The following is a 19083-nucleotide window of genomic DNA, read 5'->3' as shown; positions in this document are numbered from 1 at the left end:
ATTGCATGACAGTGATGCGAAGTTACGCAACGCCGAGCGCGATTTTCCGAAGCCTACCCTTGACGTTATTGCTTGAATCCGACCAGTATGTCGCCCACTTGGAAGGTACTAACATCCAATATCGCCTCCGGCCGAAATGTGCCGGTAGACCCGCCAAAACTGGCGGAAAATCAGGAAGAGGTAAAAATGAAAAAATCTGTACTCCTTGGCGCGTTGACCGTTGCTGGCCTTGCGGCTGGCGCAGCGGCCGCTGGTACGTTGGACGACGTAAAAGCGCGCGGCAAACTCAACTGTGGTGTGACCACGGGGCTTGTGGGCTTTGCGGCTCCGGACGCAAATGGCGAATGGAAGGGCTTTGACGTTGCGGTGTGCCGCGCTGTTGCCGCTGCCGTTCTGAATGACCCGACGGCTGTGGAATTCGTGCCGACAACCGGCAAAACACGCTTCACGGCACTGGCGTCCGGCGAAATCGATATGCTGGCGCGGAACACCACATGGACGTTCAGCCGCGATGTCGACCTGAAGTTCACCTTCGTTGGTGTGAACTACTATGACGGTCAGGGCTTCATGGTGCCCAAAGCGCTTGGCGTGACCTCGGCAAAAGAGCTGGACGGCGCAACCGTCTGCATCCAGACCGGTACGACCACAGAGCTGAACCTCGCGGATTTCTTCCGCGCCAACAACATCAGCTATGAGCCCGTGCCAATCGAGACAAACGCGGAAGGTCAGCAACAGTACCTCGCGGGCGCCTGCGATACCTACACCACAGACGCTTCCGGCCTGGCGGCGACTCGTGCCACGTTTGAGAACCCAGGCGACCACGTTCTGCTGCCTGAAATCATCTCCAAAGAGCCACTGGGCCCGCTTGTGCGCCACGGCGACGACGAATGGGGTGACGTGGTGCGTTGGACGTTGAACGCGCTGATCACAGCCGAAGAACTGGGTGTGACATCGACCAACATCAACGAGATGGCCGCAAACACCACGAACCCGGAAGTTGCACGCCTGCTGGGCACTGAGGGTACATTGGGCGAAATGCTCGGCCTTGACGCCGAGTGGTCCAAGCGTGCGATTGCAGCCGAAGGCAACTACGGTGAGGTCTTTGCCAAGAACATTGGTGAAGAAACACCGATTGGTCTGGCACGCGGTCTCAACGCGCAATGGACAAACGGCGGCCTGATCTACTCGCCTCCGTTCCGCTAAGAACAACACGGCCAAGGGCGCAGAAAAAATCTGCGCCCTTCGCTTTTTAACGACCCATAAAACCAAAACCCGACCACCGAGGTGCGCAAAGTACCCGTTAAAACAAAGGTCGGAACCACGGGGAACATTTCAATGACGACACTGACGGACCCACCGCAGGGCTCCTTTCACCTGTCTATGTTGATCAATGATACGCGGTATCGATCAATGACATTCCAGGTGATCGCTTTCATCCTGCTGTCGCTTTCGGTTGGCTATTTGTATAGCAATCTGGCCGCCAATCTTCAGGCACAGGGCTTAAGGATCGATTTTTCCTTCCTGGGCGCGCCCGCGGGCTATGACATCAACCAGCGCCTGATTGAATATACCAGCCAATCCACAAACGCCCGCGCCGCCATTGTCGGTATTCTCAATACCCTGCTGGTAGCCTTTCTGGCCTGTCTGATGGCGACCGTCTTCGGTGTTTTCGCCGGTGTGCTGCGCCTCTCCAAAAACTGGCTTGTATCCAAGATCATGGCCTTTTACGTGGAGATTTTTCGCAATATCCCGGTCCTGATCTGGATCCTGATCATCTACGGCATCATGACCGTTTCGATGCCGGGCGCCCGTCCTTATCTGGGCGAAAACCCGGAACGTGAGATGCTTTTTGGCATGTTTGCCTTTACCAACCGGGGCGTTTATTCACCCGCGCCGATTTGGGGCGAGGGGTCCATGGTTGTGGTGGCCGTGTTCATTCTGTCCATCATCGGGACCATCGGTTATCGGCGCTACGCGACCAACCTGCTCTACAAGACCGGTCAGTTGCTGCCCATGGGGTGGCCGTCTCTGGTGATCCTCTTCGTGCCGACAATCGTCATTTTTCTCTTGATGGGTCAGCCCATCGGGCTCGACCTGCCAGATCCGCTTGCCAACCGGTTCAACCTGAGGGGCGGCATTCAGATCGGTGCGCCGCTGATCGCGATCTGGTTTGCCCTGTCCATCTACACCGGCGCTTTCATCGCTGAAAACGTGCGCGCGGGTATTCAGGCGGTTTCCCGAGGGCAGACCGAGGCCGCATCGGCGCTTGGGTTGCGCTCGGGCCGTGTGATGAGCCTCGTTGTTTTGCCCCAGGCGTTGCGGGTGATTATCCCGCCGCTGATCTCGCAATACCTCAACATCACCAAGAACTCGTCGCTCGCCATCCTGGTAGGCTATGCGGACGTAACTGCAACGCTGGGCGGGATCACCCTGAACCAAACCGGTCGCGCCATCGAATGCGTGGTCCTGATGATGTTGTTCTATCTCACGATCTCGCTGCTGATCTCAGCAGTGATGAACGTCTACAACAACTCTGTTAAGCTGAAGGAGCGCTGATGCCCATGTCAGATACGCATGCACATTCCGTCGCCTTCGTCCGTACAGAGGAGGTGCCGACAGCACCGCCGCCCAGCAATGCCGCCGGACCAGCCAAATGGGTGAAGGACAATCTCTTCGCCACCCCGCTGAACGGGCTGCTGACGCTGGTCGCGCTGTATTTCATCTATGCCATCCTGTCATCCGCGCTGCCGTGGATCATGGGCGGTATCTGGCAGGCGCCGAGCCTTGCCGTCTGCCGCGAAATCCTCGATGGGGCGTCTGCGGCCTGTTTCGCCGTCCTGTCGGAACGCTGGAACCAGCTGCTCTTTGGCTTCCAATACCCTGATGATCAATATTGGCGTCCCGGTTTGGCCTTCATCCTGCTGTTTGTCGCAGCCGCACCCGTGCTGTTTTTCGACCTGCCGCGCAAGCTGCTGGCCTTCACGGCCATATACCCGTTCATTGCCTATTACCTGCTCTGGGGGGGCACGGTCTTTGTCCCGATCCTCGCCTTTGTCGGCATTGTTGGTGGCTTCCTGGTCTATCAGCGTCTGGTCGCGGGTAGCTTCGCTGCCGGCTTCTTTGGGGGCATCATCGCGGCCTTTGTCATCTGGACAATCGGGGGCTGGCTGATCCCGGACAATGCCTCGGCCAATGCGGCGCTTCCTGCGGTGCCCAGCCGGTACATGGGGGGCTTTATGCTCAACATGATGCTGGGCGTGACCTGTGTGTCCCTGTCCGTGCCGATTGGCATTGCGCTGGCGCTTGGACGTCAGTCCAGCATGCCGCTCATCAAATGGATTTGTGTGGTATTCATCGAATTCATCCGCGGCGTGCCACTAATCACCCTGCTTTTCGTGGCGAACGTCATGCTGGCGTATTTCTTTCCGCCCGGCTCCGGTGTTGACCTATTCCTGCGCGTGGTGATCATGATCACCATGTTCTCGGCGGCCTATATTGCCGAGGTGATCCGGGGCGGCCTCGCCGCCTTGCCGAAGGGTCAGTATGAAGCCGCCGACAGTCTGGGGTTGGATTATCCGCAGGCGATGCGGCTGATCATCCTGCCGCAAGCGCTCAAGATCTCCATTCCGGGCATCGTGAACGTGGCCGTCGGTCTTTTCAAAGATACGACGCTGGTGTCGGTCATCTCGATGTTCGACATGGTTGGGATGATCCGTGGACCGATCCTGGCCTCGACCGAGTGGAATGGTGTCTATTGGGAGCTCTTTGGCTTTGCGGCCCTCCTCTTCTTCATCGTCTGCTACGGCATCTCGCAATACTCACAATGGCTAGAACGTCGCCTCGCGACCGACCATCGGTAACACACCCTCAAGTAGCGTAAGCGATAGGGTACAATAAGGAGGCCAGATCATGGCTGAACACGCAACTCAAATGCAGGTCTCGGACGAGATCGCGATCACAATCAACAAGATGAACAAGTGGTATGGCACCTTCCACGTGCTGCGCGACATTGATCTTACTGTGAACCGTGGCGAACGGATCGTGATCTGCGGGCCTTCCGGGTCCGGTAAGTCCACGCTCATCCGCTGCATCAACGCGTTGGAAGAGCATCAGCAAGGCTCTATTGAGGTGGACGGCACGTTGCTGTCGTCAGACCTCAAGAACATCGACAAGATCCGGTCAGAGGTTGGCATGTGCTTTCAGCACTTCAACCTCTTCCCGCATCTGACGATCCTGGAAAACTGCACGCTGGCGCCGATCTGGGTGCGCAAGACGCCCAAGAAAGAAGCCGAAGAAACGGCGATGCATTTTCTGGAGAAGGTGAAAATCCCTGACCAGGCCAATAAGTTCCCCGGTCAGCTGTCGGGGGGCCAACAGCAGCGGGTGGCGATTGCGCGGTCCTTGTGCATGCGTCCGCGCATCATGCTCTTTGACGAGCCGACCTCCGCGCTTGATCCGGAGATGATCAAGGAGGTGCTCGACACGATGATCGAGCTGGCCGAAGAGGGCATGACCATGCTTTGTGTGACCCACGAGATGGGTTTTGCACGTCAGGTGGCGAACCGCGTGATCTTTATGGATGCGGGTCAGATCGTGGAACAGAACGAACCTGAAGCCTTCTTCAACAATCCACAAAGCCCGCGTACACAGCTCTTCCTCAGCCAGATCCTCGGGCACTGAAGACCGGTGCTGCTGGCCCCGCGCTACGCGAGTTCGCGCGGGATGATGAAGTCAATCGGCTGGCCAATGTGCCAGCCGATTTCGTTCCAGCCCTTGATGTCGAAATCAACAACCAGTGTCGCCCCTGTGGGGTAGTCAAGGAACCGCGGGTGGTCGGGTGCGATGGCCACCAGACGTTCGGCCATGTCCGCGATGCCGGGATTGTGCCCAATCATCAGCACCGATTGCGCCGTTGCCCCGCTCAGCACCGCTCTCATTTCTTCTGCCTCCGCCAGATAAAGGGTTCTGGTGAACGCCAGCTCCGTTTGGGCTGGCAGGTCCAAGCCCAACAGTGTTTGCCCGGTGCGTTCCGCTGAAGAGCAGATCACCTGATCCGGGACATAACGCGCCTGCCTCAGCCACGCGCCCAAAGCTTTTGCAGCGGCTTTTCCTCGTTTGTTGAGGGGGCGGTCATGATCTTCCAGACCGACATGCCCCCAATCAGACTTTGCGTGGCGCATCAGGATCAGGCGGCGCATGCGGTCATCCTTTGAAAGCGGTCATGTGGAATGCGGATTGTTCCGGCGCACGATCAAAGGCTATCGAAACCGGACAGACCCGTCGCACCTGACATCCATTTTCCATGCAATCCTGACCTTCCATTGTGTCGAGATACGCTTTGCAGTCAGGAACATCATAGGCGTGTGAGCCAGACAATGCACCCACCGGGCAGGCAGAAACACAAGGCTGCTCGACGCAGGTGTCACAGGGGTTGCGCGCTGCGGAACTGTCGAGGTCCAGCTTGGTGGTGAACGTCAATGCGCCTCTGATGGAGATCATCAACCCGGCACTGTCATGCACCATCATGCCTGTCGGGCTTTGAAAAAAGCGACCGGTGTTGAGCGCCCAATCGATAAACGGGGCGTAGGGTGGCCCATCTGAAGGATAGATGTCATCTGCGCCAACCTGCACGGCAAGGGCGCCGATGACCCTCTTGGACCAGCGGTCAAGGGGATCGGGATGGCCATCGCGATATTCAGATGCTGCTTTGAACGTGGGCCAACACAATCTGCCCGCGCCGAGTAGGACAAGGGTGCAGTGCCCGTCTGAACGCGCATTTGGAGGGGGATGGAACGCACCCATCACAAATAGACCCGAAGGCGCGGCCAGCCTTTCGGTCTCGGGCAGTGTCATTTCCGAACGAAGGGGAGGGAGATCGACCAGCCAAACCGGCTCGGTCTGTCGTCCTGCCATTCCAGCCCGACCTGCATTTCGTCGTGGCCCGCCTTGGGTTGGGGAATGTAGGTGCCGAACATCTGATCCCAGATCGACAGGGCAAAGCCATAGTTGCTGTCATGTTCGGAGCGGTGCACGGAATGATGGACCCGGTGCATGTCCGGCGTCACCAGAACGCGCCGCACAATGGCATCGAGCCAAAGCGGCAGACGGATATTGGCATGATTGAACATCGCCGTGCCATTCAGCAGGATCTCGAACACGATCACAGCCAACGCGGCAGGCCCCAAAAGATAGACCAACCCGATCTTCAACAGCATCGACAGGGCAATTTCGACCGGATGAAAGCGAATGGCCGTTGTCACATCCATGTCCACATCTGCGTGGTGCACCTGATGCAAGCGCCAGAGCAAGGGCACCTTATGGGTGATCAGATGCTGCAGCCAAATGGCGAAGTCGAGCACCAGAACGGCGAGGGTAAACTCAAGCCACAGGGGCCAGTCAAGCGCGTTGAAAAGGCCCCAGCCCTGTGCCTGCGCATCCAGCGCGGCACCGACCGCCAGCAGCGGCAATGCAAAGGCCAATGCTCGCAGCGTCAGGGTGTTTGCAAGCGTGATCCCCCAGTTCGTGGTCCAACGACGGCTGCGCGGTTGACTGCGCACACGCCGGGGTGCCAGCGCTTCCAGCGTCGCCAGCAGTGCAAACAGGCCCAGAAAAATGCTCAGCCGAATGAGAGTTTCGTTTTCCATGCGCTACACTTAGAACACACCGCGCGGTGCTCCAAGCGACAGCATGACACATCTGCGTCAGTCCGCGCGAATAATCGATCCCGCGCCATGCTCGGTAAAGAGCTCCAGCAAGCAGGCGTTGGGTGCGCGCCCGTCGAGAATAACAGCCGCGCGCACACCGCCCTGTAGCGCATCAAGCGCCGTTTCCGTCTTGGGGATCATGCCGCCCGCAATGGTGCCCTGCGCCGTCATCTCCCGGATCTGGGTGGCGCTGAGTTCGGTCAACACATCGCCTTGGGCGTTTTTGACCCCCGCAACATCCGTCAGCAATAACAGCCGGTCTGCCTTGAGCGCGGCGGCGACTGCGCCCGCGGCGGTATCGCCATTGATGTTGAAGGTCTCTCCCGCATGTCCGGCACCCAGGGGCGCAATCACCGGGATGTATTCCTTTTCCGCCAGATCCCGCAGCAGACGCGGATTGACCACATCCGGTGTGCCGACAAATCCAAGTTCCGGGTGCGTCTGCGTGCAGGTGATCAATGCGCCATCCTTGCCAGAAAGGCCCACGGCCCGCCCGCCCTGACGGTTGATCGCCTGCACGATACGCTTGTTGACAAGACCGCTCAGCACCATTTCGACCACTTCCATGGTGGCCGCGTCTGTCACACGTTTGCCGTGCACGAATTCGGATTTGATCTGCAGCGCGTCGAGCTTTGCGTTGATCATCGGGCCGCCGCCGTGCACGATCACCGGGTTCACCCCGACATGCCGCATCAGCACGACATCGCGGGCGAACTCCTCCATCGCCTCATCGCTGCCCATCGCGTGGCCCCCGAGTTTGATCACGACCGTGGCACCGGCATAGCGTTGCAGATAGGGGAGCGCCTTGTTGAGCGTGCTGGCGGTGGCAATCCAATCGCGGTTCATATCTTGAGTCTTCATTCTGGGCCTTGGGTCATGCGGTTATGTGCGCAGGTCAGCGATGGTGCAAGGGATCCGCTATTCCAGCGTCGCGATGATAGAGCGCAAAGTGGGAATGCCCCAGCCCTTTTCACTGGAGGTCACGACAATCTCGGGAAAGGCGGCGGGGTGTTTTAACAGGGCGCCGCGAACCTGATCCAGAACCTTGGCACGTTCCGCTTCCTTGACCTTGTCAGCCTTGGTCAGCACGACCTGAAAGGTGACTGCGGCGCTGTCGAGCAGGCTCAGGATTTCTTCGTCGACCTTTTTGACGCCATGGCGCGCATCAATCAACACAAAGGCGCGGCGCAGGGTCTGGCGTCCGGACAGATATTGCTTGAGCAGCCGCTGCCACTTTTCCACCACCGGGATCGGGGCATTCGCAAAACCGTAGCCGGGCAAATCGACCAGATAATGCGCCTCGCCTGCGGTGAAGAAGTTGATCTCCTGCGTACGCCCGGGCGTATTGGACGCACGGGCCAGCCCTTTGCGGCCGGTCAGCGCGTTGATCAAAGACGATTTGCCCACATTGGAGCGGCCGGCAAAGCAGACCTCCAGCCGATCTGGTTCGGGCAGCCCTGACATGGCCACGACACCTTTGACGAATTCGGTCTCGCCCGCAAAAAGCAATCGACCGGTTTCGGTAATTTGCGGGTCAGGCTCATCGGCGATGGGAAAGGGCAACTGCATCACAAGACCTCAACCGGGTCGCCAAGCTGCACGGGGCCCGCTTCGATCACCTCTGCACGCACGCTGAAATCCTGATGGCCCCAATGCTTCAACGCGCCCAGCATGTCAGTATCGCGTTCGCCTGTTTCGGGATTGGCCGTTGTCGCAAGGCACCGATCGGTGCGTTCGCGCAACCGAAGGACACAGCCGCCAACACGTACATCGCGCCCCATCCAGTCAAATTCGACCCAAGGCGCTGTGCTTTTAAACCAGATGTTGCCACGCCAGCGGTGGATGGAAAGGGGCTGTCCGATCTGCTCTTCCACAGCTTTGTGGGAGGCCAGATTGCACAGGGTCACGGACGCGAAATGACTGTCCGTGAAGCCCCGCCCGTTCAGGCGGATAATTCTTTCAGGCAGGGCACGGTTCTGCGGCACCAGTGGCATCACCCAATCGATCAGTTTGTCGCCTTCGGTGTCGGGGTTAAAGCTGAGGTCAGGACGATCTGGGTGAGAGAGATGCAAGACCTCTGCATCCTCCTCCAGACGCGATGAAATCGCCAGCAAGCTTGGCGCTTTTGACCCGCGGCTGAAGTTTGCGCAGGGTGCCCACGCGCTGCCATCCGCTTTTGACGCCTCATGCGCGACGGCCCAAACCCGGTCATAGGGCATGGATTGCCCCGCGTTCAGGCTGACGGTTTCCAGCGCTTCCCGGCCATGGCTTTTCAACGGATGGCGCAGGATGTGGGCGACTTTCATCACTGTGGGTCCGATTTGGATTTCCGGTTAAAACCGCTTTTGATGTTGCCAAAAACGTCAGGTTTGTAGCCCTGGCTGCGCATGATCAGGTATTGTTGTGTGAAGGTGATCGTGTTGTTGGCGATCCAATACACCACCAGCCCGCTCGCGAAACCACCCAACATGAACATGAAGACCCAAGGCATCCAGGCAAAGATCATCTGCTGGGTCGGATCCGTGGGGGCGGGGTTCAGCTTTTGTTGCAGCCACATGGAAATGCCCAGCAGCAGCGGCAGAATGCCGATGAAGATCAACGCCATGATTGAATTCGGTTCCGGACCAGCGAATGGTAGCAGGCCAAACAGGTTCATGATGGAGGTCGGGTCTGGCGCGCTCAGATCCTGGAAGGGGCCAAAGAAGGGCGCGTGCCGCAATTCGATTGTGACAAAGATTACCTTGTAGAGCGAAAAGAAGATCGGGATTTGTAGAAGGATGGGCAGACAGCCAGCGGCGGGGTTCACTTTCTCCCGCTTGTAAAGCTCCATCATGCCTTGCTGCATTTTCTGTCGATCGTCGCCAGCCTCTTCCTTGAGCTTCTCCATCTGCGGTTGGAGCTCTTTCATTTTGGCCATGGAAACATAGGATTTGTATGCAAGAGGGAAGAGCACAGCCTTGATGATCAAGGTCAATCCTATGATCGCCCAACCCATGTTGCCGATCAGTTGGTTCAACTCGTGCAGCAACCAGAAAATCGGTTTCGTCAGAAAGAAGAACCATCCCCAATCGATGCTATCGATGAAGCGGTCTACGCCCGCGGACTGATATTCGCGGATGGTTTCCCATTCCTTTGCACCGGCAAAAAGCTGCGTTGAGACCGTGGCTGTCGCACCCGCGGCCACCGTTTGTGTCGGCAGAACGGTTTCAACCTGGTAGATGTCGTTGCGCGGCAGATACTTTGTGGTCAGACGCGTTGGCGTGGTTTGATCAGGGATGAGTGTCGCCATCCAAAAGTGATCAGTGAAGCCGATCCAGCCATTGGTTACGTCCTCGATCCGTTCTGATGGCACGCCTTCTCGCTGCCCGACTGCGAATTCCGGAATGTCGGACCAATCTGTTTCTGTCAACTCGCCATCCGCCATCGCGACAACGCCTTCGTGCAGGATGAAGAAGTTCTTAAGCTCTGATGGTTCCCCGTGGCGGGCCAAGATGCCGTAGGGCGCGAGATTTACGGCGGCGGCGGATGTGTTCGCAACCGACTGTGAGACAGAAAACATGTAGTTTTCATCGATCTCGATGGTCCGCGTGAAAACCAGACCGGCGCCATTGTCCCAGGTCAATGTGATGGGGGCGCCAACACCCAGTTGATCACCCTGCGAAAGCGTCCAGAGCGTGGTTGGCCCAGGGACAGCATCCGGTGCAACGCCTGCTCCCGGCGCCCAGCCGTAAAGTGCATAATAAGCATCTGCGCTGCCGACGGGTGCCAGCATTGTAACGATCTCCGCTTCGGCATCCTGACTGACGCGGTAGTCCCTGAGCGAAAGGTCGTCGATGCGGCCACCCAGCAGAGAAACCGATCCGGTCAGACGGTCTGTGGTCAGCGGTACGCGCGGCGCATCGGAAATAGCCTCATCACCGTTGCTGGTCTCGGGCGTGAGGGTCTCCTGAGCCGTCGGAGAAGGCGCAGCAGATGGAACAGATGCAGTCGAATCCGCGGTTGAGGATTGGGTGGCAGGGATGCCTTCGAGGGGAACGTCAGGTTCAGGCGGTGGAAAGAGAACAAACCACACCAGAATCACAAGGAAACTGAGCGCTGTTGCAAGAATGAGGTTCTTGTTCTGATCGTCCATAGGGACAGCCACCTGATCTGTTTGATATCAGCGTGGGTTCAACAGAGTGCAGGCACAAAGGTCAAGCGGAATCGGGGTTTTTGGCTGATTTCGCGCCGTGTCCTTTGATGAAATTCATTTTCGGAGGGACCGCACCATCGCAGACCCAAAGGCCTATCCGGTGCGATTGCCAATGATGCGCGGCACATCTTGCAGTTTGGCGTTATGCACTGCGATCCAATCGAGGGTCTGGTCAAACGGCATTGGTTTGCCAATTCCAAACCCTTGAACGTGATTGCATCCCAATTGCGCCAGAAGCGCATGCTCACCAACGGTCTCAACACCTTCAGCGAGCGTTTCCACGTTCAGCCGTTCTGCCATGGTCAGAATGGCACTGATCATGCGTTGTTGTTCGGGATCAAGATCGGCTTTCATCACAAATGAACGGTCAATTTTGATCCGGCTCACCGAAAACCTGCGAATGGATGCAATCGAGGCATGGCCGGTGCCAAAATCATCCAGATCGACACTGCAGCCAAGCTCGCCCAGGCCATTTATGTTCCGGCTGATCACGTCATCAGGGGCCCCCGCGACCACAGTTTCGAGCACCTCCACCGTCAACCGCTCTGGGGTGAGATCAAATCGATCCAGTTCCCATTTCACTTTGTCGATCAAACGCGGGTTCTTCAGTTCCGGCCCGGCAAAATTGACGCCGATTTTTGGAACGACCACTCCGGCTTTGTCCCACTCCTTCAGAGCGTTGAACGCGTGGAACATCATAACCTCAGCAAGGCGCTCCAGCATGTCAGCCTGCTCAATTGCGGGCAGAAAGTCTGCGGGTGAGATCATACCACGTTCAGGATGCTGCCATCTCGCCAACGCTTCGAAACCGGTTACCAAGCCTGTGTCAGTGGAAATCTGGGGCTGAAACCATGGGCGAATTTGCCCGCTTTCCAAAGCTTTGGCCACTTCTTCGCGCAGTTCCGCCTTGGTCTGCGATTTTCGCTTCATTTCGTCAGAATAGGCTCTGATGGCGCTGGGCCCATGGTGTTGGGCCTCTCTGAGAGCGGTGCCAGCGGCCTCCATCCAGCTTTCGGCGGTGCCATTGCTGATCCGGCTCAACTGGCAAAACCCGACGGAAGACGTGATGTAAACCGACGTGCCATCAATCGAGATCGGTTCTTCCAGAGCGCTCTGCATGCGTCCGGCGAGTTGGATGCACAGTTCAAGATCCAGTTGACGAACCGGCTGCAAGCAAATTGAGAATTTGAAATCCCCTGTTTGCGCAATCGCGTCCCCATCGCGCAGGGTGGCGATCAGACGTTCGCTAACGCGGCTCACCACAGTGTCGCTGGCTGCCTGGCCATAGCGTTCAGCAAGTTCATCGGCGTCGTCGATTTCGATCCGGAAGGTCGCGCTGGTCAGGGTGGTTTCCTGCGCCTTGTCAAAGGTCCGTTGTACCATCGCTGCAAACAAGCTTTTATCCAGCATGCCTGATGCCATACGGCCTACACCAAAAGTGAAGCGGTTACTGTCTAATCCACCGATTAGCATGTAGATCAGAGGCATGATGACGGCTGCCGCAATCAGAGCCGTGTCGCCACCGATCCAAAAAGCTCCCAGCGACAGGGCGGGCAGAAAGGCAAGTGCCATGGGACGCGTTAGAAAACCGGCTACTTTCCCACGTATACGCGCCCAGTTTTCGGCAAGAACCCCTGACATGATACTTCCTTTGCAGATCGGTGCTAAATGCACGTTTCTGAAGAAAATATGCTCATACAGGTGACGCTACGGTTAATACCGTCGGTTGAAATGCACTCGGATTGTATAAAAGTTTATCTACTTCAGCGCCAAACTTTGGAAATCAAAGAGCTTTGGGTCGAGCAGATGCGATGGCCGCGCGTTCATCAAGGCGCGAAACATCACCTGGCGACGGCCTGGACTGTTGCTTTCCCAGCCATCCAGTATCTTTTTGACCTGTTGTCGCTGCAATCCATCCTGGCTGCCGCAGAGATCGCAGGGGATGATCGGGTAACCCATTGCTTTTGAAAATTTCTCACAGTCTTCTTCAGCCACATGCGCGAGTGGGCGATAGAGAAACAAATCCCCTTCTTCGTTGATCAACTTTGGTGGCATTGTCGCCAGCCGTCCGCCGTGAAAGAGGTTCATGAAGAAGGTTTCAAGGATGTCATCCCGATGGTGACCCAATACAACCGCGCTGCAGCCTTCTTCACGCGCAATCCGATAGAGGTTTCCTCGGCGGAGCCGCGAACACAGTGCACAATAGGTGCGACCTGCGGGGACCTTGCCCACGACGATGGAGTAGGTGTCCTGATATTCGATCCGGTGCGGTATACCCACTTTAGTCAGAAAATCCGGGAGAACCGTTGCCGGGAACCCTGGTTGTCCCTGATCGAGGTTACAAGCCAGAAGATCAACGGGCAAAAGACCCCGCCACTTCAACTCGATAAGGGCCGCTAAAAGCGTGAAGCTATCCTTGCCGCCAGACAAGCAAACGAGCCAGCGCGCATCGCTCCGCTCCACCATGCCATATTGTTCCACGGCTTCGCGAACGGAGCGTATGATCCGCTTGCGAAGCTTGCGGAATTCTGTCGTCTTTGGAGCACCCTGCAAGATGGGATGGATGTCATCAAGGTCATCGGTCATAGCCGATGGAGTAAGGCAAAACTTCGTCTACTGGAAGCTTTCTGCTCACTTTGGGCAACCGCCGCTCTCTGCGCTCGTCTGGCTGTTTGAAAAACCAGCCAGCTTTGTCAGCGACAACGCCCTATGTCGGGAGGATCTGGCTGCTTAGGTCAGCAGGTTCTCCAAAGCCAAGTGCTGAATGCCGCCGCGCGCAAGATCACCCGAGAAGAACACGAAGACGCCCACCAAGTTGCTCACGACATTGCCGACACCCGTCAGTACGAAATCTCGATGAAACTCCGAAAGAAGGTTGAAATACTCTTCGCGCATCTCAAACATATCCTCGGGCCGAAACGCATCCGCTTATGTAGCCCATGCGGTGCAAATGACGAATTTCTGCTCGCGGCCACCGCCCAGAACCCCCGCAAACTGGCAAGATCTTTTCTACACCGCAGAAACCGCGCTGAGCCTGATCAGAAAGGCCCTTGCACCACATTCAAACCCCCACTTTCTGCGCCCAAAATACGTTTTTTTCCAAAGAGTGGGCGCAATTTTTTGAAAAAGTCGTGCTTGATCGAGACATTACTGCCTGATTCAATTTGTCCTACAGGGACGGTCTGGCGATGATGGGAGCGGGGCAGGAAGCTCAGACGCAGTTGTCCTATGAGTTCTCGCGGGAGGATAATGTCCCACAAGACCACCTTCAGCGGTCTATTGATCAGTTCGTCGGTCTGGGCAACATCCGCGTCATCTCGCGGACTTCTACAAGCACAAGGGGCGGCCATCCGTTGACCCGGAACTGCTGATCCTCATGCTGCTGGTGGGATATTGTTTCGGCATTCGGTTGAAGCGGCGGCTCTGCGAATAGGTGCATTTGAACCTCGTTTACCGCTGGTTTTGCCGTCTCGAGTTGAACACCGAGTCCTCGATCATTCTACCTAAGCGCCGGTGCACAATCCGCCGACACGTCTGCCGCTGCGCCATTGTCGCCGCGACCAATGTGAGATTGCCAATGGGATCTCTTTGCCGGGCTCCACGCCTGAACAGGCAAAAGTCGTGCAATTAGGGGTGTTTCGTCCAGCGCGCCATCAACCGAAACTTCAACGCTTTTTGAAGCTCGCACCGGATTGCCGTCTTCCGATATCAGCGCTCAACTATAGAGAGGTTTGCCGGTGATCTGCGTGAAAATACCGAACCTTCCAGGCTTCTGGGAACGGATGGCCACCTCACTCAGGCGGAGTTGTCGGACGGGACGGTCATTGCTTGTGACGTCGTTCTTGTTGGGATCGGTGTGCGACCCGATCAGCACCTTGCAGAGGTCTCAGGGCTGGAACTGGACAACTGGATCAGGACGGATCGCACATGCAGAACCTCGGACGATCACATCTTTGCGGCTGGCGATTGGGTCCCTTTTCCATGAAATGACACGCAGATCAGGCTGGAAAGTGTGGGTATCCTCGTCCAGCGCAAAGCTTGTAAGTTCATAACGGCCATCCGGCAACGGCGTTAAAAACCCCTTCATCCATTCGGCATAGGCGGCAAGGGGTGTCGTATGTGCAAGTGCGTCAGCCTGACACGAAAGGCTCGCATCAGCGTGGCAGAAAGACTTGCAGCCGTCCCAACCCTTGCCGGTCTCGCAAGCGAAAAAGGGTCTTTGCGGTTTCATACCGTTTCATCGCGCCACCTCCATTTTGATCTGATGGAGTCAACCTGGGCCGGTTACCAAACCAATTGTCATAGATGAATTGTCCAAAACAAGGCTGCTACAAATACTTGGCCGTCGCCCAATGCCCCGGCCAGTCTGGCTCAAAACCTGTCTCGAAACCTTCATCCTGCGTCTTTAGTTGCACTCGTTGGCTGTGCAAGTACCACCGTGCGGCCATGCGCTGAAACAGCGTCCGATTGTCAGGGTATTGGAGCAGCACCGCTGCTCCCTCATGTTCCTCTGCCCACTCTTTCCGTGTAGCTTCCAGATTTCTGAAAACGCGAGCTTCAATCTCTTTATCACTAAGCACTGGTACGGAATTGTCTGAGCGATGAGGCAGGATGTTTTCATATTTCATTGCTGGTCCTCTGGCAGCTCAACATGAGATTGAAATGCAGACACACGTTGAAAAATCAGAATCCAAATCGAGTGTGTTGAAGTGTTCATGTGCTGACTCATCTTCAGATCAGATGTTTTCTTGCGGTGGGCAATGCAGGCCAGACTTCGGCACCGGTAGGTGCGCTCTATACCTCGCAGTCGGCAGTAGCGTTTTCGATCAACGATATGGAGGATTGGTCTGGACGGCCATTTCCGAAGGTTTGGCGTCCACGTCCAGCTCAGTCATCGGACCGGCGTTTGACGACCGCCAAGCTAAAAACCCAGCGTAGCCCCGCTGATTTACCTCGGCGCGTTGAGCCGCAGACATCATTTGGTATTCGTCGAGGCTTACATCGGGCACAAAACCGAGTTTCACTTCCATGTAGATAGACGTGCAATGTTCGATCTCAGAACTATCCAAAACTCGCACTTCAGCAGCTTCGGAACACATCAAATACGAGGCGATGAGAGCAAGGGTTTCTGGGGTCATGTAGTTTCCTGCGCTTATTCTCCGAGGACAGCGGCAAATGCTTAAGGCAAAACAGCTTCTTTGATGACATGAACAAAAGTGTTGAATGTACTGCGTGACGGAACGGTCGCCTCGGCACCGGCCGGTCGACCGTTCAAGGTGTCCGGAAATTCCACCGCGGTTTTTAGATACTTATGCTTTCCGGAATGTGCATTCGCCCCATCTTCGATTAGATTAAGATTGTTTCAAATCGATCCAAGCGCAGATGTGACTATACCAGCTATACGCTCGGCTAAAATTTTCTAAAATTTGCCCGATGCTATTGGTTCATAGCAGCTTTTCAGCGGTATCAGGTATATCCAGACCAGCGGCAATACGGAAAAACAGATCCGCGCGTGCAGCATAGTCTGGATTGGTGCTTAGCCACTGCCCTGACAACCGAGCCGCCACAAGGCTCGGTGCAATCGCGGCAACTCGCTCAAACGCGGCTTGAGCCTTGTCGATCCGCCCGACGCCGACCCATGCGATTGACGCTAAGATCAGTGGGGTGGCGCTGTCGGCGGCTTCAGCCAGCGCCGACTCCGCCGCTTGCGCCGCCGCGCTGTAATTACGAACCGTGAATTGTGCAAACCCAAGCGCAGCTAAAAATGATCCGCGGGCGGGGTCGAGTGGGCTGTGTTTCAGCGCTGCTTTGACCAAAGGAACGCCTGCTGCGGGATCGCCGTAAAACCCCTCGTATAGGCCAAGCCAAGCCAGTGTGACGGCACAATTCGGGTTCATTTGGTGGGCCTGCTTCAGTTCCGTCAGGCCGCTTTCGGGACTTTTATTCATGAAATGCAAAAGGGCGCGCAATCTGCGAGCGTGATGATCGGTCTGATCAATCGCGATTGCGCGAGTTGCCGCGTCAATGCCCTCTGCCAAGGTCTTAGGCATCGAATCCGTTGTCGCATGGTAGGCGTTCCACCAGCCGACCCAAGCCAGCACGCGCCACGCCAGACCCGACTGGGGATCATGGGTCAATGCCTGCTGCGCCAGTTCTGCCGCCCTGTTGCGCGGCGCGGGGTCAAAAGACATTTCACCTGCTGAGATGACCGCCCAACCTTTGCGGGCTAAGCCATGCGCAGTCAAATCTTCAGGGGCCGTTCTGCGCACCCGTTCGGCTTCGGCCCGGTCGATCCAAGGCGCAAGGGAGGTCACAATCGCGCGCGCGACCCGTTCTTGCGTTTCGAATTGCCTCGCAAAATCATCGTCAAAGCTTTCGGCCCAAACATGGGCGCCGCTGGCCGTGTCAATCAGCTGAACGGTGACACGCACAAGATCTGGGGATATGCGTACGCTGCCTTCAACCACGTAGCGCACACCAAGTTGCCGCGCAATGATCCGCGGGTCGTGAGGCATCTTTCGGTAAGCGAATGCTGAATTACGCGCGACCACGAAAAGGTCGCGAAACCGGGAAAGTTCGGTGGTGATATCTTCGACGAAGCCATCCGTTAGCCAGTCCAGTTCAGGATCGCCACACAGGTTGGAAAACGGCAAGATGACGACCGAAGGGCGCTCGGAAAGCTCGGGCGATTGCGCATCCATCTCGACGTCAAGGCCAAACCGAAGGCCGCGCCCCGGAACGGTCGTAATAGCATTGGCACCAAGCAAGCGGCGCAAATTGGCCACTTGCACATTTAGATTATTCTCCCCGACGACAATGCCCGGCCAAACGATGTCCATAATTTCATCACGGCTGACCACCCTGTCGCGATTTGAAATCAGATGGCTCAATAGATCGAAGGCGCGGGCCCCAATCGCGACATCCTTCGTTCCTTGTGTCAATCGCCGCATTTGGTCGTTGAAGGAAAAATCTAAAAAACGAATATTATTCATTGGCTCAAAGGTGTCGTCCATTTCTGAGCACTTTAGCTGAAAAAAGGAATTGACCTAGATTAAACAACAGTGGCGTACAAATGGCCGGCTTCGAACGTTCATCGGGGCCATCGTTATGAGTTCGCAGTTTCGCTTCTTCGCAGCTGAGAGCTTTTTCCCTATACACAGAACGCCTCCCAATCGCTCCAACAGCGCTTTAAACAAACTCGAAACACTAAAACGCTTTGTCGAAGGCGGACATTGGCGCAATTGCAAAGAGCGGTAGGTTGTCCGCACAACGGCCACGGCTCTTCTTCACTGGAACCTCCGGTTGCGCAAATACTTCGACCACCCTCGAAGCAATCTGCTGCAGCTTTCTGCCATCACTATAAAAACAGCGAGAATGGGTTCCGAAGATGCTATTGAACTATCTCTACAATCACTTTCTAGAAGAACATGACTTCGCCCAGACGTGCGACTTGTCCTTGTCGGATCTATGCCAACTCGTTGAAAGGCGCGTCTTCCCGGGTCCGTCATACGTCTATGGCGCTTCAGGGCGGTCTGCGTCGTTCGTCAGCGATGCCGCCGATGACACGACATATCGGTTCCACCTGAAAGGGTACGAGGCATGGATTGAAGCCATCCAGCGGTTCGGTCTCGATACCGAGGAACGGGCGCGGACGCATTTCTTTGATCGATACAATGCCTCCCGTTCGGCGTTCTTGTCGAGCGATCTTGGCAAAGCTTTGACTGATGTTGCGCCAACTGTGACGAAGCAATTCGATGCAGATCATGCTAATGCGACCTGGGGCCATTTTCTGAATGGTGTGTACGGCGTTTGCACGCGAGACGGTTTACCGGAGTCAGTGTTCCTGAAACAGTCGGGTGTGATGTTCATCGAAGCGATGATGCAGCAGACGGTTGATAAGCTAAGTCAGATTGACCTCGGCCTCCTGGGCCGCGCAGTCGATTTCCTCGATAAGGTCGAATCCGAGTTTGCGCCTCATGAGGTTGAAGCGTCCTAACGACGGCGCTGTATCATTGACGTGCGCAAGAAATATCTCGGAGGTCTCGCGGGATGATTGCAAGGCCTGATATCGCACGTGTCGCCACACTGATCGGATCCTAGCCAAGGTCAGCTTCTCTAATTGGGCGTTTGGGTCAAGCTCGTTTTCCTTCTTTGTTTGGGGCCGTTGTCGCTCATCCGGGTCACGCT

At 56.4% G+C, this 19083-nt stretch carries 18 protein-coding genes and 3 pseudogenes; 8 read left to right on the top strand and 13 right to left on the bottom strand.

What is annotated here, in order from left to right:
- The first annotated feature begins 186 nt into the window (after positions 1-186).
- The 4 genes from Q1A20_RS11365 to Q1A20_RS11350 all read left to right on the top strand — a co-directional run bounded on the left by Q1A20_RS11365 (position 187) and on the right by Q1A20_RS11350 (position 4680).
- A complete protein-coding gene (locus Q1A20_RS11365) occupies positions 187-1203 on the top strand; it encodes an amino acid ABC transporter substrate-binding protein (RefSeq protein WP_298974945.1) in 1017 nt (338 codons plus the stop codon).
- Between the two features lie 132 nt (positions 1204-1335).
- The gene (locus Q1A20_RS11360; RefSeq protein WP_299916972.1) at positions 1336-2556 is read left to right on the top strand and encodes an ABC transporter permease subunit; all 1221 of its coding nucleotides are present in this window, start codon (positions 1336-1338) and stop codon (positions 2554-2556) included.
- Between the two features lie 5 nt (positions 2557-2561).
- The gene (locus tag Q1A20_RS11355) at positions 2562-3860 is read left to right on the top strand and encodes an amino acid ABC transporter permease (protein WP_299407762.1); all 1299 of its coding nucleotides are present in this window, start codon (positions 2562-2564) and stop codon (positions 3858-3860) included.
- 49 nt (positions 3861-3909) lie between these two features.
- Complete coding sequence (locus Q1A20_RS11350) at positions 3910-4680, top strand: amino acid ABC transporter ATP-binding protein (protein WP_298974951.1); 771 nt, start codon at positions 3910-3912, stop codon at positions 4678-4680.
- A gap of 23 nt (positions 4681-4703) precedes the next feature.
- On the opposite strand, the gene Q1A20_RS11345 is transcribed toward Q1A20_RS11350, so the two are convergent.
- The 9 genes from Q1A20_RS11345 to ttcA form a co-directional block, all read right to left on the bottom strand.
- Positions 4704-5198 carry a histidine phosphatase family protein gene (locus tag Q1A20_RS11345; protein WP_299407759.1) on the bottom strand — a complete coding sequence of 165 codons (495 nt, stop codon included), beginning with the start codon at positions 5196-5198 and terminating at the stop codon, positions 4704-4706.
- A 4-nt stretch (positions 5199-5202) separates the two neighbouring features.
- The gene (locus tag Q1A20_RS11340; RefSeq protein ID WP_299916971.1) at positions 5203-5727 is read right to left on the bottom strand and encodes a ferredoxin; all 525 of its coding nucleotides are present in this window, start codon (positions 5725-5727) and stop codon (positions 5203-5205) included.
- Between the two features lie 122 nt (positions 5728-5849).
- Positions 5850-6644 (bottom strand): sterol desaturase family protein, encoded by a 795-nt coding sequence (locus tag Q1A20_RS11335; protein ID WP_299407754.1) that lies wholly within the window; start codon positions 6642-6644, stop codon positions 5850-5852.
- A 57-nt stretch (positions 6645-6701) separates the two neighbouring features.
- Complete coding sequence (gene argB, locus Q1A20_RS11330) at positions 6702-7565, bottom strand: acetylglutamate kinase (protein WP_298974959.1); 864 nt, start codon at positions 7563-7565, stop codon at positions 6702-6704.
- 57 nt (positions 7566-7622) lie between these two features.
- Positions 7623-8273 carry a ribosome biogenesis GTP-binding protein YihA/YsxC gene (yihA, locus tag Q1A20_RS11325; protein ID WP_299407752.1) on the bottom strand — a complete coding sequence of 217 codons (651 nt, stop codon included), beginning with the start codon at positions 8271-8273 and terminating at the stop codon, positions 7623-7625.
- Positions 8273-9010: an MOSC N-terminal beta barrel domain-containing protein gene (locus tag Q1A20_RS11320; protein WP_299407751.1), complete on the bottom strand. Its 738-nt coding sequence runs from the start codon at positions 9008-9010 to the stop codon at positions 8273-8275. Before Q1A20_RS11320 ends, yihA begins: the two co-directional genes overlap by 1 nt.
- Positions 9010-10836 (bottom strand): membrane protein insertase YidC, encoded by a 1827-nt coding sequence (gene yidC / locus Q1A20_RS11315; RefSeq protein ID WP_299407748.1) that lies wholly within the window; start codon positions 10834-10836, stop codon positions 9010-9012. Before yidC ends, Q1A20_RS11320 begins: the two co-directional genes overlap by 1 nt.
- 153 nt (positions 10837-10989) lie before the next feature.
- Positions 10990-12537 (bottom strand): bifunctional diguanylate cyclase/phosphodiesterase, encoded by a 1548-nt coding sequence (locus Q1A20_RS11310; protein ID WP_299407745.1) that lies wholly within the window; start codon positions 12535-12537, stop codon positions 10990-10992.
- A 117-nt stretch (positions 12538-12654) separates the two neighbouring features.
- Positions 12655-13482: a tRNA 2-thiocytidine(32) synthetase TtcA gene (ttcA, locus tag Q1A20_RS11305; protein ID WP_299407743.1), complete on the bottom strand. Its 828-nt coding sequence runs from the start codon at positions 13480-13482 to the stop codon at positions 12655-12657.
- Between the two features lie 186 nt (positions 13483-13668).
- Here ttcA and Q1A20_RS11300 point away from each other — a divergent pair.
- The 3 pseudogenes from Q1A20_RS11300 to Q1A20_RS26130 all read left to right on the top strand — a co-directional run.
- Positions 13669-13905, top strand: a pseudogene (locus Q1A20_RS11300) (IS5/IS1182 family transposase); the annotation flags it as partial.
- Positions 13906-14084: 179 nt separating this feature from the next.
- A pseudogene (locus Q1A20_RS11295) lies at positions 14085-14326 on the top strand (transposase); the annotation flags it as partial.
- Positions 14327-14701: 375 nt separating this feature from the next.
- Positions 14702-14806, top strand: a pseudogene (locus Q1A20_RS26130) (FAD-dependent oxidoreductase); the annotation flags it as partial.
- Here the strand turns inward: Q1A20_RS26130 and Q1A20_RS11290 are convergent.
- The 4 genes from Q1A20_RS11290 to Q1A20_RS11275 form a co-directional block, all read right to left on the bottom strand.
- Positions 14783-15127, bottom strand: a complete 345-nt coding sequence (locus Q1A20_RS11290; protein WP_299407741.1) for a hypothetical protein — start codon at positions 15125-15127, stop codon at positions 14783-14785. The pseudogene Q1A20_RS26130 and the gene Q1A20_RS11290 sit on opposite strands and share 24 nt — an antisense overlap.
- Positions 15128-15224: 97 nt before the next feature.
- Positions 15225-15524: a hypothetical protein gene (locus Q1A20_RS11285; protein WP_299407738.1), complete on the bottom strand. Its 300-nt coding sequence runs from the start codon at positions 15522-15524 to the stop codon at positions 15225-15227.
- Positions 15525-15722: 198 nt separating this feature from the next.
- Positions 15723-16034, bottom strand: coding sequence for a hypothetical protein (locus Q1A20_RS11280; protein WP_299407736.1), 312 nt, complete (start codon positions 16032-16034; stop codon positions 15723-15725).
- Positions 16035-16340: 306 nt separating this feature from the next.
- A complete protein-coding gene (locus Q1A20_RS11275) occupies positions 16341-17837 on the bottom strand; it encodes a winged helix-turn-helix domain-containing protein (protein ID WP_299407733.1) in 1497 nt (498 codons plus the stop codon).
- Positions 17838-18289: 452 nt separating this feature from the next.
- Between Q1A20_RS11275 and Q1A20_RS11270 the strand changes: the two genes are divergently transcribed.
- Positions 18290-18892, top strand: coding sequence for a DUF6058 family natural product biosynthesis protein (locus Q1A20_RS11270; RefSeq protein WP_299916970.1), 603 nt, complete (start codon positions 18290-18292; stop codon positions 18890-18892).
- Positions 18893-19083: the final 191 nt, after the last annotated feature.

The organism is uncultured Roseobacter sp., from assembly GCF_947501835.1.
GTDB lineage: Bacteria > Pseudomonadota > Alphaproteobacteria > Rhodobacterales > Rhodobacteraceae > Roseobacter.
This window is presented reverse-complemented; position numbering and strand designations above follow the sequence as displayed.

Coding starts and splice junctions, on each gene's coding strand:
- Q1A20_RS11365 (WP_298974945.1), top strand. CDS start 187: ATGAAAAAATCTGTACTCCTTGGCGCGTTGACCGTTGCTGGCCTTGCG.
- Q1A20_RS11360 (WP_299916972.1), top strand. CDS start 1,336: ATGACGACACTGACGGACCCACCGCAGGGCTCCTTTCACCTGTCTATG.
- Q1A20_RS11355 (WP_299407762.1), top strand. CDS start 2,562: ATGTCAGATACGCATGCACATTCCGTCGCCTTCGTCCGTACAGAGGAG.
- Q1A20_RS11350 (WP_298974951.1), top strand. CDS start 3,910: ATGGCTGAACACGCAACTCAAATGCAGGTCTCGGACGAGATCGCGATC.
- Q1A20_RS11345 (WP_299407759.1), bottom strand. CDS start 5,198: ATGCGCCGCCTGATCCTGATGCGCCACGCAAAGTCTGATTGGGGGCAT.
- Q1A20_RS11335 (WP_299407754.1), bottom strand. CDS start 6,644: ATGGAAAACGAAACTCTCATTCGGCTGAGCATTTTTCTGGGCCTGTTT.
- argB (WP_298974959.1), bottom strand. CDS start 7,565: ATGAAGACTCAAGATATGAACCGCGATTGGATTGCCACCGCCAGCACG.
- yihA (WP_299407752.1), bottom strand. CDS start 8,273: ATGCAGTTGCCCTTTCCCATCGCCGATGAGCCTGACCCGCAAATTACC.
- Q1A20_RS11320 (WP_299407751.1), bottom strand. CDS start 9,010: ATGAAAGTCGCCCACATCCTGCGCCATCCGTTGAAAAGCCATGGCCGG.
- yidC (WP_299407748.1), bottom strand. CDS start 10,836: ATGGACGATCAGAACAAGAACCTCATTCTTGCAACAGCGCTCAGTTTC.
- Q1A20_RS11310 (WP_299407745.1), bottom strand. CDS start 12,537: ATGTCAGGGGTTCTTGCCGAAAACTGGGCGCGTATACGTGGGAAAGTA.
- ttcA (WP_299407743.1), bottom strand. CDS start 13,482: ATGACCGATGACCTTGATGACATCCATCCCATCTTGCAGGGTGCTCCA.
- Q1A20_RS11290 (WP_299407741.1), bottom strand. CDS start 15,127: ATGAAACCGCAAAGACCCTTTTTCGCTTGCGAGACCGGCAAGGGTTGG.
- Q1A20_RS11285 (WP_299407738.1), bottom strand. CDS start 15,524: ATGAAATATGAAAACATCCTGCCTCATCGCTCAGACAATTCCGTACCA.
- Q1A20_RS11280 (WP_299407736.1), bottom strand. CDS start 16,034: ATGACCCCAGAAACCCTTGCTCTCATCGCCTCGTATTTGATGTGTTCC.